Origin of the sequence: Clostridium sp. FP2, from assembly GCF_011065955.2 — a bacterium.
GTDB lineage: Bacteria > Bacillota > Clostridia > Clostridiales > Clostridiaceae > Clostridium_AD > Clostridium_AD tagluense.
Map to the genome: position 1 here is coordinate 3,631,284 of NZ_JAAMNI020000001.1, position 14,377 is coordinate 3,645,660.

A 14,377-nucleotide genomic window follows, 5' to 3' on the forward strand; every position below is an offset into this window, starting at 1 on the left:
TAATTCAATAATATTATACATTATATTTTGCATGGCTGAAATCTAATATATATTATCCTAAAACTTTAAATAATAATAATGTTAATAAAGTGCCGAAAAGGCCTCCAAAAATCACTTCTAAGATAGAATGAATTTGTGAATCAACCCTACTTTGCGCAACAATTACAGCTAGCAAATAAGACAATACCATAATAAGCGGTTCAGTAGTTAATAGTGTTATAGCTGTTGCTACCGAAAAAGCTATTGTACTGTGACCACTTGGCATTCCGCCCCTAAATGGCGTTCCCTCACCATAAATTGATTTAACTACTACTGCTGCAATACAAACTATAACTAATATAAAAAAAATCATGTCAGGGTCAGATTTTTTTAGTTTTGCCATCATTGTTCTATTAAAGGGAGTTAATCTATCCCAAAATATAACATAGCCTACTAGAACTGAATTTATAGCAGTTACTAGCACTGCACCTGCAGCAACATTCTTAGCAATTTTCGCTAGTGGATGATAAAAATTAGTGGTAGCGTCTATTGCACATTCCACTGCAGTATTTATCATTTCAGCCACTATAACCAAGCTTATAGTGATGGTTATAATCAAAAGTTCTATCCTTGATAAATCATAAAAAAAAGTGGCAGATAGCACTATTATTGCAGCTATCATATGTATCTTCATATTTCTTTGCGTTCTAATTGAATATATAATTCCTTCAATAGCATAATTAAAACTATCAACCATTTTTTTAACCTTCATACTTAACCGCCTTTGAGAATATTGTAGAGCACCATGTCATTTTTAATAGTTATTAATATGCTCTATCTAGATATTTTGAAATTACTCAATATTTCTTCTTCTCTTTTTCTCATAATATTTTTTTCATCTTCTTCCATGTGATCATATCCTAACAAATGTAAAATTGAATGCACTGTAAGATATGCGCATTCGCGAACAAAGGAATGCCCAAATTCTTCACTTTGCTCTTTAGCTTTTTCTAATGATAAGGCCACATCCCCAATTACTAACCTTTCATCATTTAAATCACTTTGGTCAAATTTATAATCTATATACACATCTTTAAACACTTTGTTTTGGGGGTAATCCAGCATTGGAAAGGATAGCACATCCGTTATTTTATCTATGCCACGATTTTTTGAATTTATTTTTTTAATCTCTTCGTTGTCAATTAATATAACGCTTACCTCATTATCTATAAAAAGTTTTTCCTCTTTAAGGGTATATTCAATGACATCTTTTATAACAATTTCCAGTTCCTGAGTAACCGCTATGTTATTCTGCCTATTATCTATAAAAATCATACTTCTTTTACTCCTTTATTGTCTTTTTCCCATTTATCCAAGGGATATTCTATTCGCTCATGGTATATTCCTGAAAACACTTTTAAAAACGCTTTTCGTATTTTTTCTAAATCTTTTAGCGTTAAATCACAATTATCTAATTGTCCATCATTAAGTCTGCCTTTTATTATGTTATTAACCATTTCCTCAATTTTATTTTTTGTATGATTTGGAATTGATCTTACAGCTGCTTCCACTGCATCAGATAGCATTATAATTGCAGCTTCACGACTTTCAGGATTTGGTCCCTGATATCTAAAGTCCTCTTCCTTAATTTCATCTGGATTATCACTAGAATTTTTCATAGTTACATAAAAATATTTAACTAAAGTAGTACCATGATGTTGCTGTATAATATCTTGAATCGCCATAGGTATTTTATGCTCTTTTGCAAGATCTATTCCATCCTTCACATGTGAAATTATTATAAGTGTACTTAGATTAGGTGTTATCTTATCATGAGGATTATCATTTCCCAATTGATTTTCTTTGAAAAAATAGGGTCTCTTTATCTTACCAATATCATGATAATAGGCGGAAACTCTCGCCAGCACAGGATTAGCACCAACTGCTTCTGCTGCAACCTCTGAAAGGTTAGCTACTAGTACAGAATGATGATAAGTTCCTGGGGCTTCTAAAAGCAATCTTTTTAAAAGGGGGTGATTGGGGTTTGAGAGTTCCAAAAGTTTCACCGTAGTCACTATATCAAAAAAGCTTTCGAAAAACGGTAAAAACCCAATAGTAAGTACTCCAGATATAAAACTTGCAAAAGAAACCATCCCAGCTTTTTTTAAAACATCAACTATACTATTGCTTAGTAAAAAACCCATAGAAAGATAAAGAGCCAAGTTTATCATTGCAATATATATAGCCGAATATAATATATCATTTCTTTCTTGCATTTTCTTGAGTAACATAACCCCAGTAATAGAGTTTAGCACAGCTAATACTGTAATTTCAAAATTAAAATTAACTGCAACGCTAATTAGAATACAATTAAGAATATTTAATCCTATGGATACTTCATCATTAATTAAAATAGCCATGATCATAGGTATACATGCTAGTGGAATTACATACAGTGAAATTATACCTAGTATTTTAGCAAGTAATATAGCTATTATACTAAGAATATTAAGCATAATTAATTTTTTTACATCCTTAAATATTTCTGGTTGATACTTATATAAATAAAACCATTGAAGTAGGATTACTAAACATACTAGCCCCGCTAAACTTAAATATAAGGACCATTCAAAATTAGTTGTATTATCCAGTAGTCCTAGTGCATCAAGCAGTGCCTTTTGTTCAACGGTTATTGGAGCTCCTTCACTTACAATGATTTGATCCTTCTTAATCATGACAGGTTTAACGCTTTTCCTTGCTGCTTCTATTAAAATCTCTGTTTTTTCTTTATCATAAGTTGTATTCGCACGAACTTCTACATTTGCAATAGCCATTCCTATTTCTCTTATATCCTTTGTAAAATTCGAGTCGTTAAATGCTGTAGCAATAAGTCCCTTTGCCATTACAATTTCTTCTGGCTTATCTTCATTTATTATAAATGAAGCATCAAGGGTGATCATTGTTTCTTTAAGAAATTTTTCTAATTCAACAGCCTTTTTGGGGTCTAAATTTATTAGTACCTGATAATTTTCATAGGTAAAATCAGTAATTGGATTACTTTCCTTGAGTGAAGCTATTTTTTCTTTTTCTGTTAATGCTTTTTCAGGTGTGGCCCCATTGGTATTCTTAGTTGAATTCGCCACATTTAACTTGCTTACTGCTAAAAATAACTTCCTAAATTTTTCTATAGCTTTCCCATTCATTGGAACTTTAATTGTTTTTTTCTCTACCCCTTCTATAGCCTTAGTTTTACTGATTTCTGTAGATACTTCATTTTCAACTTCTCTAGGAGCTTTTATATCCATTTTTGCAATATCTCCAACATTTAGTGTATACTTTTTAGGAACTAATGCTGTTACTAAAATTGAATACATAATAACTGCAGTAATTATAAAAATTAAATATGGCTTTGCTTTATTAACCGTCATAAGTTCTCTAATATTTTTAATATGTCAACCCCACCTTTTCTTCGCAAGTGCTCTAAAAAATATTATTTTTCATTTTCCTTTGAATTATTATTTTCCTTCTGAAGCAATATTTTCTTCTGCAATAACTAATACTTTTATGAAATACTTATCTTTCTCTTTTTTTACATCTTCAATTTTATCTATAATCTTTACATTTTTATCTAAATTTCTTAAAATATTATAATAAATTTCTTTTGATACCTTAGTAGGATCTGCAAGTACATTTTTTTCCTTAACTTCATAATAGATTTCTTTATATATAAACTTATTGTTATTTTCTATTTTATCATAATTACCATAGGGAATTAAGCTATTTTTGAGATAAACTTTTTTATTAGCAAATTTAATGTATGAATTACTTATACTTTTCCCTGTTTTGATCCTTGCTGTGCTGGATAATGGAACTTCTTTTATCTCCTCGTAAAAAGTTTTTGCTATAACTTCTCCCTGAGCATGTACAGCGTATACACTTTCTTCTTTACCCTGCTCACCCTTAACTAATAGATCACCCTTTTGTATCATATCTCCCTCTTTAACAACTGCTGTACCTTCCGTGGTAAATACTCTAACTATCATACCATCTTTACTCGCTATTAAATTACAAGGAGTTTTGTCCACAATTATAATAGGTGGTGATTGTCTTTCTATCACATCAACTTTTAGCTTAACGCCTTCAATTCTAGCTTTTACCCACATTATTTCATCGTTACTTCTTAAAAGTTTATTTTCAATATCGTAAACATCTATATTCTTCTTTCTAAGTCCCTTAGAAACACCAAACCCTTTAATTTGATTACGTAATTCATATGGACTTATATAATTTTCCGTACTAATTTCTATATTCCATACAAATGTAGATAAATAATATATTATGCATGCAAACAAAATTACTCCAAGTAATAGCACAGACCTACTTTTTATTTTCATTAAAAAAAATGATAATCCATTCCTTCCGATAATAACAATTTTAGTATCCGTTTTTTTTGCCACTTTGCTAATTTCAACATAATCGCATAATTTGACCTCAAGCACTAAAGTTGTTATATTAACCTTTTTTATATTTTTAGCCACAATACCATTTTTCCATAATAAATTTATAAACTTTTCTGGCATAAATGATTCAATTTCCATTGTGATAGTTCCTTTTTTATATTTTTTCAGATTATTCATGACCTTCATACACAACAGATTTAAAGTTGCCACTTAAAGTTATTGTGTTTCCTCCTATAAATAATATTTTAAAACTATTTCCATATATAGAAATCGGCCCCACGTTGGAATTTATTTTTATTTCTTCTTCTTCAAAAATGACTATACCTTTATGGTTTTCAATATTTATTTCATTATCAGCCAAAATAGTTATTTTGGGCAAATCTAATAAGATATCTCTTGGCAAATCTAATTTATTAGCTATAGTTTCCTTTGCTCTAAAAAATTTATTTTCCATATACCCACCTCATAAAGTACTTCATATTAAATTTATGAAAAAAAAACAAAAGAAATTACAATTTTTAAATTATATAATTTTTTACAACAAAAAAAAGACTTAGCAAAAGCTAAGTCTTTTATTTATTTAAATATTGTTTTACTATTTCACAAGCAAGTTTACCTTTTGCTTTGCCCATAATTTAAGGCAACTCGGCAAACATAATTTTTCTCAAGTTTTCCATGCTATTAGCTCCCAATTTTACTACTGTTTCTCTGAATGTCTCTAAAATTTCTAATTTCTTTAACTGCTGAGGAAGGTATTCTAACAAAATTTTATCTTGTTTCCGTTTCAAAAAATTCTATTTGAATTTTCTCTTTCTTGCAGCTTCTGATTTTAATTTCTTTTTAACACTTGGCTTTTCATAGTGCTCTCTTTTTCTTACTTCTCCGAGCACTCCACTTCTTGCACATTTTTTCTTAAACCTTCTTAAAGCGTTCTCAATGGACTCGTCTGCTCCAACCTTAATTTCTGACATCATTATCCCTCCCTCCGCTAGCTCAATTCAATTTAAAAACAGCTAATGCGGGGCCTAAATAGCACAGTTTTTATTATACAACACAATTTTACATAATGTCAACATTTTCATTACTATTTTGTTATATATAATGTATTTATATATATAATATTAATTAAAATTCAACATTTAGAAAATTAGTTATATTGGACATTCAAATAAATAGTCTGGCAACTGCCTTGTTATTTATTTGAATTTACCTATTAACCAGGTGGCCACTGTAGCATTCTGCCCCCCAATAAATGAAAATGCACATGGTGAACAGTTTGACCCCCTTGCTCCCCACAATTACTAACAATCCTATACCCACCTTCAGCAATGCCTAAGGTCCCAGCAATTTCCCTGGCAACCATAAATATATGACCTATTAATTCTGATGACTCTTGTTTTAAGCAATTTAAGTCATCAATATGTTCCTTCGGAATAATTATCACGTGTACGGGCGCCTGAGGACTTATGTCATTAAATGCTATAACTTTATTATCTTCATAAAGCATTTGACAAGGAATCTGCTTTTTTATGATTTTACAAAATATACAGTCTTCCACATAATCACCTCCCATCATCCTATTAATATACTATTCAACATAAAGTTTTATTCTCCTGCTAAATATATTTATCATTATGTAATTATTCTAAGTCTTGCACTTGTCCAATTATATAATCACCCATAGTTTCTATAAGTTTAGTCATATGAAATTCACCTACTATGTTTTCAGAGCATTTCCCTACAACCTTTATATAGTTGTCAGTATAACCTTCATATTCATCTTCATTATTTTTGAATTTTTGCTCATATAACACATTCATACATTTTCCACGGAAGGTATTTATATGCTTTTCTTCTAGCATATTGTTAAGTGTAATAAGCTTATGGCTTCTCTCTTCTTTTATATTCCCATCAATCTGCTCTTTTATTTGCGCCGCTTTTGTTCCCTTTCTAGGACTATATTTAAAAATATGCATTTTTGATAATTCTAAGTCTTTTAAAAAGGAATAGGTTTCATTAAATTCTTCCTGCGTCTCTCCAGGAAAACCTACAATTACGTCCGTAGTTATAGATGCGCCCTTTATATTTAGCCTCAAACTTTCTACTACAGCTTTGTACTCCTGGGCTGTATAACGTCTATTCATTCTTTTAAGAGTCTGATCACATCCGCTTTGAAGTGAAAGATGAAAGTGGTGACATAGCTTCTTAAATGACATTATTTTTTCAATAACGCCCTCTGTAAAGAAGGTTGGGTCTATTGATCCTATTCTTATCCGCTCTATTCCTTGTACCTTATCCACTTCCTCTAAAATCCTCACTAAATTCCATCCGTCTTCTAAATCTAATCCAAAAGATGCTATATGTATACCTGATAAAAGAATCTCTTTAAAGCCATTTTGGGCTAATTCATGAACTTCTGCTATAATTTTCTCAGGTGCTTTACTACATACTGCTCCCCTTGCATAAGGTATTAAGCAATAAGAACAAAATCTATTACAACCATCTTGAATTTTCACAAAAGCTCTAGTTCTATCTTGATATTCACTAATATTCAAGTCCTCAAATACCTTGTTTTTTAGAACATCACTAACCTCTACTACCTGCTTTTCCTCTTCGCGAGATCTATTTACCCAATAAACAATATCACCTTTGTTTCGGCTACCTAAAACTACATCAACGCCTTCAATGCTTGCTACTTCGCCTGGGGCTATCTGTGCATAACAACCCACCACTGCAATAATAGCTTTTTCATTTAATCTTCTAGCGCGTCCTATCATCTGTCTTGATTTTTTATCACCCATATTAGTAACGGTACAAGTATTAATAACATATACGTCAGAAAAATCATGAAACTCAGCCACTTCATATCCTTCGCGAATAAATTTTTCTACCATAGCTTCTGACTCATACTGATTTACCCTGCACCCTAAAGTAGCAAAAGCAACTTTCATTCTATAACACCTCCCAAATCTCCCAGTTCATACATTATCAAACTTAAACATGTAAAACCCGCAGTCTCAGTTCTAAGTATTCTGGGTCCCAAAGTGACGATTTTCGCTCCTATTTCTGTAAGTTTCTGAATTTCACTTTCTTCAAATCCACCCTCAGGTCCTATGACAATACCAACTTTAACAATAGTATTTTTTTCTATGTCCTTCATTAATTTCTTTATGCCATAGCCTTCTTCATTTTCATAGGGAACCACCACTAAATCCATATGCTTTAATTCTTCTAATAAGTGATCAAATTCTATAGGCACATTAATTTCAGGCACCAAGCTTCTTTTGCACTGCTTGCAAGCTTCAAGTGCTATCCTATTCCATCTATCTACCTTTTTGAATTCGCAAAGCTCAGTTTTAACTACTACTCGCTGCGAAATCATAGGTGTTATTGCCTTAACCCCTAGTTCCGTATTTTTTTGAACTATTAAGTCCATTTTTGTTGATTTAGGCATTCCCTGAAATAAATATACTTCAATAGGACTTTCATTATTTATAGAGCTTTTTTCTAATAGATTTATAGTTACTGATTTCTTATCTATTAAAATTATTTCCCCTACATATTCACTACCTTCACAATTATTTACACTTACCACATCACCAATTTTAAGTCTTAATACTTTATATATATGTTTTACATCTTCGCCATCAATAATGGCATTATCGCCATCTATGTTTTGCTTTGGCACAAAAAATTTATGCATTATTTATTCTCTCCTCAGCCAGGCATCTTTAACTTTATATATTTTTAAGATGCTTATATAGTTATTTCACTATAACTTGCAACTATACAAACCCATTCGCCCTCAATATTTATCTCTTCAATTTTAAAACCACACTGGGTTAACTTATTTATTACCTCATCTTTTTTACTTAAGATTATTCCTGAGGAAATAAAATATCCACCATCTACTATAAAGGATTTAACTTGCTCAGTTAAGAACATAATTATATCAGCCATTATATTAGCTATAACAATGCTGGCCTTTCCTTTAATAACTTCCATTAAGTCTCCGTATATTATCTCAATGTTATTTAAATCGTTGTAACTAACATTCAGCGAAGCAGAATCTACTGCTACTGGGTCCAAATCAACCCCTATAGTTTTTTTCGCCCCAAGCTTAGCTGCAGCAATAGATAATATACCCGACCCTGTTCCTATATCAAAAACAACTGATTCTTCTCCTACGTGACGCTCAAGCGCTTTTATACACATTCTAGTAGTCTCATGAGTTCCAGTTCCGAAAGCCATACCTGGATCTAGCTCTACAATTATTTCACCAGGTTTTTTATTGTACTTCTCCCATATAGGTTTTATAACTATTTTTTCTCCTACCTTTATTGGTTTATAATACTGTTTCCAATTATTTTCCCAATCTTGTTCCTTTACATCAGTTGCAGTAATAGTTCCTAAACCCTTGTCTAGTCCAAACTCTGGCAATTTATTTACTCCTGCTTTAATCTCTTCTAAGTAACCCTCAAATTTTTCATCTCTTTTATAGTATCCCTTAACTACAACTCCGCTATTTGTATCTATAATAGTTTCATCAAAATAGTCCCAATCAGTAGTATGATCTCGCCTGTAAATCATATCTAATGGATCCAAAATAGAAACTCCTTTTACACCTGTATTATATAACATGGCAGATACCGCCTCAACTGCCTCACTACTTGTTATTATAGTTACTTCAATCCAATCTTTATTCATTGTATCCTCCTCGCTACTCTGTATGTAGCTATCAATTTTTCATCTACACAAGTTTATCATTTTTGATATTTTAACACAATATCATAATAAAAAACTCCGTTTTATAAAACGAAGTTTTTTTGTTATTATTATTTGCCAAACATTTTATCCACAAAAGACTTTTTATTTTCTTCGGAACCCTCTACAATCTCACCACTTGCTTCCATAAAGAGTTTTAAGGTTGCCTTTTGCTTATCATTCAAGGTTTTAGGAATATCAACAATGACTTTTACGTATTCATCGCCTCTTCCATGTCCATTAACTCTAGGTATACCCTTACCCTTAAGTCTAAACACGGTACCAGATTGTGTGCCTGCTGGAACTTTATATTTAACGTCCCCATCCACAGTTGGAACTTTAATTTCAGTTCCAATAGCTGCATATCCAAAGCTTATATGAGATTCTATATGAATATCAATTCCGTTCCTTTTAAAAGTTTTATGAGGAGCTACTCTGATATTTATATACAAGTCTCCTGATGGACCACCTTTTTCACCTGGTTCTCCTTGCCCTCTTAAAGGCATAACATTTCCAGTATCAACTCCACCTGGAATATTAATCTTAATTTTTCTATTTTTTCTCTCTTTTCCAGCGCCATGACAAGTTTTACATGGTTCAGAAATTATTTGACCACGACCTCCGCACTTATCACAAGTGCTCATGCTAGCAAAGCTTCCAAAAGCAGTATTTCTTTGAACTTTTATCTGCCCATTTCCACCACACTTATCGCAGGTTTTAGGCGTTGTACCAGCTTTAGCACCACTACCACCACAATCATTACACTTTTCGTTTTTTGTAATGGATACCTCTTTTTCAACGCCAAAAACAGCCTCCTCAAAGCTTAGATTTAAATTATATTCTAAATCCGCACCTTTCTTAGGACCATTTTGATTTCTTGAAGAGAATCCTCCTCCAAATATGTCTCCAAATATATCTCCAAAACCACCAAAACCTGAAAAATCAGAGCCACCGTCAAAGCCTGCTCCAGCATCAGCTGAACCATATTGATCATATCTTGATCTTTTATCTGAATCAGATAAGACTTGGTATGCCTCATTCGCTTCTTTAAATTTATCTTCTGCTGCTTTATTGTCTGGATTTCTATCTGGATGATATTTTAATGCAGCCTTTTTAAAGGCTTTCTTAACTTCTTCTTCACTAGCACCTCTTTCAATGCCAAGGGTCTCATAATAATCTTTTTTTGCCATGCTGTTTTTACACCACCTAAAATATATATGCTTTTTTATATAAAATATTAATTAAAATAATTCAATGGCACATCTTTTTATGCCAACATTTCTATTATATAGTTTTTCTACACTTATTGATATAATTTACTTAAAATAAATTAAGGGAAGGGTAATTACCCCACCCTTAATTTAATGGTTTTGCTGTTTATTTATCTTCTTCTACTTTAAAATCAGCATCCACTACATTGTCATCATGCGCAGCATTTCCGCCCATGTTGCCTGGTTCTTGATCTTGTGCTCCTTGACCCTGAGCTTGCTCTGCTTCTGCTTGATATATTTTTGTAGTTACTGCATAGAAAGCCTCAGTTAGCTCTTCAGTAGATTTCTTTATAGCTTCTGTGTCTTCTCCATCTTTAACTTTTTTAAGTGCTTCTAATTTCTCTCCAATAACTTTTTTATCTTCTTCTGAAACTTTTTCTCCTAGATCAGTTAAACTTTTTTCAGTTTGATATACTAACTGCTCTGCATTATTTTTAATCTCAATTGCTTCTTTTCTTGCTTTATCTTCTTCAGCAAATTTTTCTGCTTCTTTTACTGCTGCATCAATTTCAGAATCACTTAAATTAGTTGATGCTGTAATTGTTATTTTAGCTTCTTTTCCTGTTCCTTTATCTTTAGCTGATACATTAACTATACCATTAGCATCTATATCAAAAGTAACTTCTATTTGTGGAATTCCTCTTGGTGCTGCTGCTATTCCAGAAAGAGTAACTCTTCCTAAAGATTTATTTCCTGCAGCCATTTGTCTTTCACCTTGAACAATGTTAATTTCAACTGATGTTTGACCATCTGCTGCTGTTGAGAATACTTGACTTTTTTTAGCAGGAATTGTAGTATTTCTTTCAATTAAAGGAGTAGCTATTCCACCTAATGTTTCAATTCCTAGTGTTAATGGAGTTACGTCAAGAAGTAAAACATCTTTAACTTCTCCACTTAATACTCCCGCTTGTATTGCTGCACCCAGAGCAACACATTCATCAGGATTTACTCCCTTTGAAGGTTCTTTTCCTGTAAAGTTTTTAACTGCATCTACAACTGCTGGTGTTCTTGTTGAACCACCTACAAGCACAACTTTATCTATTTCGCTAAGTGATAAACCTGCATCTGCAAGAGCTTTTTTCATTGGCTCTATTGTACCATCAACTAAATCTTGAGTTAATTCATTAAATTTAGCTCTTGTTAAATTCATCTCTATATGCTTTGGACCTGTTGCATCTGCAGTAATAAACGGTAAGTTAATTGTTGTTTGCATTGATGATGACAATTCGATTTTTGCTTTTTCAGCAGCTTCTTTTAATCTTTGAAGTGCCATTTTATCATTTCTTAAATCTATTGCATTATCAGCTTTAAAAGTTTCAGCTATATAATTTACTACCTTTTGGTCAAAATCATCTCCACCAAGTTTAGTATTACCATTAGTTGATTTAACTTCAAATAAACCATCACCAAGTTCTAATATAGATACATCAAATGTACCGCCACCTAAATCATATACTAATATTTTCTGATTAACATCCATTTTATCTAAACCATAAGCAAGAGCTGCTGCAGTTGGCTCATTTATTATTCTCTTAACTTCAAGTCCAGCTATTTTTCCTGCGTCTTTTGTTGCTTGTCTTTGACTATCATTGAAATATGCTGGTACAGTTATTACAGCTTCTGTAACTGCTTCTCCTAAATAAGCTTCGGCATCAGCTTTGATTTTTTGAAGAACATAAGCTGAAATCTCTTGTGGTGTATGTGATTTTCCATCAACATCTATTTTATGATCAGTACCCATTTCTCTTTTAATTGACATTATTGTTCTATCTGGATTTGTAATTGCTTGTCTTTTAGCTACTTGACCTACTAGTCTTTCTCCATTAGCTTGAAATGAAACTACAGATGGTGTAGTTCTTGCACCTTCTGAATTAGAAATTACAACTGGTTCTCCACCCTCCATTACTGCTACACATGAATTTGTTGTACCTAAATCTATTCCTATAATTTTTCCCATTATTATTTCCTCCTTGTATTCCTTTTAGTTTATAGCATTATAACTGCTAGTTTTTTATATCTTTTATAATATAAAGCTTTAATTTGCAACTTTAACCATACTATGTCTTAACACCTTGTTTGCTCTTTTATACCCCTTTTGAAATACTTCAACTATTTGGTTAGTCCCATACTGTTCATCTTCAATATGCATCACTGCATTGTGAAAATTCGGGTCAAACTCTCCTTCTGGGGGTAATTCTTCAACTCCTAATTTACTAAAAGCATCATTGAATTGTCTTACTGTCATTTCTACACCTGTTCTTAAATCCTCGCCACATCCTTCAACAGAAAGTGCTCTTTCTAAGTTATCAAGTACTGGTAGAACTTCTTTTAAAACATCTGTGCAGGCATCAGTGTATATGCCCTCTTTCTCTTTGACTGTTCTTTTTCTAAAATTCTCATATTCAGCCATTGTTCTCAAAAACTTATCTTTAAAATCAATAATCTCATTCTCGAGTTTTGTATTTTCTTCTTGTAGTTTTTTCATCTTTTTATTCATATCTTTTTCTTTTTCACTTTCTAGAAGTTCTATAGGTTCTACTTCTTCTACTATTTCAGCTTCCTCTGATTCTTCTGTATTGCTCTGAGTTTCTTCAAGTTCAATTTCATCTGCTAAACTTGAATCCTCAAAAGGCATTTTTTCTTCTTTTAAAATCTTTTCGTTTTTACTATTATTTGTATGCACTCAACTACTCCTCCATTTCCGGCTCAAAGTAAATCTTTTAATTCAAAATTTTATCTATGATCGTCATAAATTTGAGCTATATTGTCATTTAATTCTTTAACTATTTCAGTTAAAACAGATATAACTTTTCCATAGGGTATTCTTGTTGGCCCTATAACACCAATAGATCCAAGAGGTGTTCCCGAGGCACTATAAACTGCGGTTATAATACTGCATTCCCTAGCACACTCAACGAAATTTTCACCACCAATTTTAATTGTAATATTACCAGTAATGTCCTTAGCATTTAGTAAACTATTTATACTCTCTTTGTTGTCTACTAAAATTAAAAATTCACGTGCTTTAACAATATCGTTGTATTCTGAGTAATTAAATATATTTGCAGCACCCTGAATATATATTTCTGAAGTTTCGACTCCAGACAAACTATCATATAAAGCTGGAATAATACCATCAAAAATTTCTTCATAAGAAGCTAAATTGCTTTTTAAATTGTTAATGACTTCTAAATTTATTTGTTCAATTGTAAGCTTACCTAATCTAAAATTAAGTATTTGGGTGAGTTTTTCTATAGTAGCACCATTAATAGGTTTACTAACCTTAATAACATTATTTTTGATTATACCGCTGTCAGTAATAATTACAAACAAGACACTTCCCGCATCTAGATTCATTAACTGAATATACTTTATACAACTCTTTTGAACAGAAGGTGCCTTAACTATAGATGTAAGATTTGTAAGATGCGAAAGCATTAGTGTTGCTTGTTTAACAATTTTATCAACCTCATATAGTGCAACATTAATAAGGTGATGCTTAATCATATATTGCTCCTCAGTTGATAATTCTGTAATTTGCATAAGCCTATCAACATATAACCTATACCCCTTATCCGATGGTTTCCTACCAGAGGAGGTATGGAGCTGCTCTATATATCCCATTTCTTCCAAATCTGACATTTCATTTCTTATAGTAGCTGAACTAATACCTAAATCATACTTTTTAGCTATGGTTCTGGACCCTACAGGCTCACCATTACTTATATAATCTGTAATTATAGCCTGAAGTATTTTAATTTTTCTTTCATCCATTTCCATAATATCACCTCTTTTATTAGCACTCACTACCATTGAGTGCTAACGAGTATGTATTAAAAATATCATTTACCATTGTATTTGTCAATAACGCTCAATTTTAAATATAGCCATTTTATACTCATT

Annotated in this window: 15 protein-coding genes; all 15 read right to left on the bottom strand. The window is 31.8% G+C overall.

Annotated elements, in window-relative coordinates; genetic code table 11:
* Positions 1-52: 52 nt before the first annotated feature.
* A complete protein-coding gene (locus G9F71_RS17475; protein ID WP_164949083.1) occupies positions 53-751 on the bottom strand; it encodes a diacylglycerol kinase in 699 nt (232 codons plus the stop codon).
* A gap of 62 nt (positions 752-813) precedes the next feature.
* The gene (gene ybeY / locus G9F71_RS17480) at positions 814-1,314 is read right to left on the bottom strand and encodes an rRNA maturation RNase YbeY (protein ID WP_164949084.1); all 501 of its coding nucleotides are present in this window, start codon (positions 1,312-1,314) and stop codon (positions 814-816) included.
* The gene (locus tag G9F71_RS17485) at positions 1,311-3,407 is read right to left on the bottom strand and encodes an HD family phosphohydrolase (protein WP_164949085.1); all 2,097 of its coding nucleotides are present in this window, start codon (positions 3,405-3,407) and stop codon (positions 1,311-1,313) included. The genes ybeY and G9F71_RS17485 overlap by 4 nt, the downstream gene beginning before the upstream one ends.
* An 87-nt stretch (positions 3,408-3,494) precedes the next feature.
* Positions 3,495-4,625: a sporulation protein YqfD gene (gene yqfD / locus G9F71_RS17490; protein WP_164949086.1), complete on the bottom strand. Its 1,131-nt coding sequence runs from the start codon at positions 4,623-4,625 to the stop codon at positions 3,495-3,497.
* On the bottom strand, positions 4,609-4,893 hold the full coding sequence (gene yqfC, locus G9F71_RS17495; RefSeq protein ID WP_164949087.1) for a sporulation protein YqfC: 285 nt from the start codon (positions 4,891-4,893) through the stop codon (positions 4,609-4,611). The genes yqfD and yqfC overlap by 17 nt, the downstream gene beginning before the upstream one ends.
* Positions 4,894-5,074: 181 nt before the next feature.
* Positions 5,075-5,227 (bottom strand): GatB/YqeY domain-containing protein, encoded by a 153-nt coding sequence (locus G9F71_RS17500; protein ID WP_124998176.1) that lies wholly within the window; start codon positions 5,225-5,227, stop codon positions 5,075-5,077.
* A 6-nt stretch (positions 5,228-5,233) separates the two neighbouring features.
* Complete coding sequence (gene rpsU / locus G9F71_RS17505; RefSeq protein WP_124998347.1) at positions 5,234-5,410, bottom strand: 30S ribosomal protein S21; 177 nt, start codon at positions 5,408-5,410, stop codon at positions 5,234-5,236.
* 242 nt (positions 5,411-5,652) lie between these two features.
* Positions 5,653-5,997, bottom strand: a complete 345-nt coding sequence (locus G9F71_RS17510; protein WP_164949088.1) for a histidine triad nucleotide-binding protein — start codon at positions 5,995-5,997, stop codon at positions 5,653-5,655.
* An 82-nt stretch (positions 5,998-6,079) separates the two neighbouring features.
* Positions 6,080-7,390, bottom strand: coding sequence for a tRNA (N(6)-L-threonylcarbamoyladenosine(37)-C(2))-methylthiotransferase MtaB (mtaB, locus tag G9F71_RS17515; protein WP_164949089.1), 1,311 nt, complete (start codon positions 7,388-7,390; stop codon positions 6,080-6,082).
* A complete protein-coding gene (locus G9F71_RS17520; protein ID WP_164949090.1) occupies positions 7,387-8,142 on the bottom strand; it encodes a 16S rRNA (uracil(1498)-N(3))-methyltransferase in 756 nt (251 codons plus the stop codon). Before G9F71_RS17520 ends, mtaB begins: the two co-directional genes overlap by 4 nt.
* A 53-nt stretch (positions 8,143-8,195) precedes the next feature.
* Positions 8,196-9,146 carry a 50S ribosomal protein L11 methyltransferase gene (gene prmA / locus G9F71_RS17525; RefSeq protein WP_164949091.1) on the bottom strand — a complete coding sequence of 317 codons (951 nt, stop codon included), beginning with the start codon at positions 9,144-9,146 and terminating at the stop codon, positions 8,196-8,198.
* A 128-nt stretch (positions 9,147-9,274) separates the two neighbouring features.
* A complete protein-coding gene (dnaJ, locus tag G9F71_RS17530; RefSeq protein WP_124998181.1) occupies positions 9,275-10,393 on the bottom strand; it encodes a molecular chaperone DnaJ in 1,119 nt (372 codons plus the stop codon).
* Positions 10,394-10,580: 187 nt separating this feature from the next.
* Positions 10,581-12,431 carry a molecular chaperone DnaK gene (dnaK, locus tag G9F71_RS17535; RefSeq protein ID WP_164949092.1) on the bottom strand — a complete coding sequence of 617 codons (1,851 nt, stop codon included), beginning with the start codon at positions 12,429-12,431 and terminating at the stop codon, positions 10,581-10,583.
* Positions 12,432-12,509: 78 nt separating this feature from the next.
* A complete protein-coding gene (grpE, locus tag G9F71_RS17540) occupies positions 12,510-13,157 on the bottom strand; it encodes a nucleotide exchange factor GrpE (RefSeq protein ID WP_224626460.1) in 648 nt (215 codons plus the stop codon).
* Between the two features lie 50 nt (positions 13,158-13,207).
* The gene (hrcA, locus tag G9F71_RS17545; protein ID WP_124998183.1) at positions 13,208-14,254 is read right to left on the bottom strand and encodes a heat-inducible transcriptional repressor HrcA; all 1,047 of its coding nucleotides are present in this window, start codon (positions 14,252-14,254) and stop codon (positions 13,208-13,210) included.
* Between the last annotated feature and the right edge of the window lie 123 nt (positions 14,255-14,377).

Bases quoted from the DNA above. Each gene is read 5' to 3' on its own strand.
- G9F71_RS17475 (WP_164949083.1), bottom strand. From the start codon at position 751: ATGAAGGTTAAAAAAATGGTTGATAGTTTTAATTATGCTATTGAAGGA.
- ybeY (WP_164949084.1), bottom strand. From the start codon at position 1,314: ATGATTTTTATAGATAATAGGCAGAATAACATAGCGGTTACTCAGGAA.
- G9F71_RS17485 (WP_164949085.1), bottom strand. From the start codon at position 3,407: ATGACGGTTAATAAAGCAAAGCCATATTTAATTTTTATAATTACTGCA.
- yqfD (WP_164949086.1), bottom strand. From the start codon at position 4,625: ATGAAGGTCATGAATAATCTGAAAAAATATAAAAAAGGAACTATCACA.
- yqfC (WP_164949087.1), bottom strand. From the start codon at position 4,893: ATGGAAAATAAATTTTTTAGAGCAAAGGAAACTATAGCTAATAAATTA.
- rpsU (WP_124998347.1), bottom strand. From the start codon at position 5,410: ATGTCAGAAATTAAGGTTGGAGCAGACGAGTCCATTGAGAACGCTTTA.
- mtaB (WP_164949089.1), bottom strand. From the start codon at position 7,390: ATGAAAGTTGCTTTTGCTACTTTAGGGTGCAGGGTAAATCAGTATGAG.
- G9F71_RS17520 (WP_164949090.1), bottom strand. From the start codon at position 8,142: ATGCATAAATTTTTTGTGCCAAAGCAAAACATAGATGGCGATAATGCC.
- prmA (WP_164949091.1), bottom strand. From the start codon at position 9,146: ATGAATAAAGATTGGATTGAAGTAACTATAATAACAAGTAGTGAGGCA.
- dnaJ (WP_124998181.1), bottom strand. From the start codon at position 10,393: ATGGCAAAAAAAGATTATTATGAGACCCTTGGCATTGAAAGAGGTGCT.
- dnaK (WP_164949092.1), bottom strand. From the start codon at position 12,431: ATGGGAAAAATTATAGGAATAGATTTAGGTACAACAAATTCATGTGTA.
- hrcA (WP_124998183.1), bottom strand. From the start codon at position 14,254: ATGGAAATGGATGAAAGAAAAATTAAAATACTTCAGGCTATAATTACA.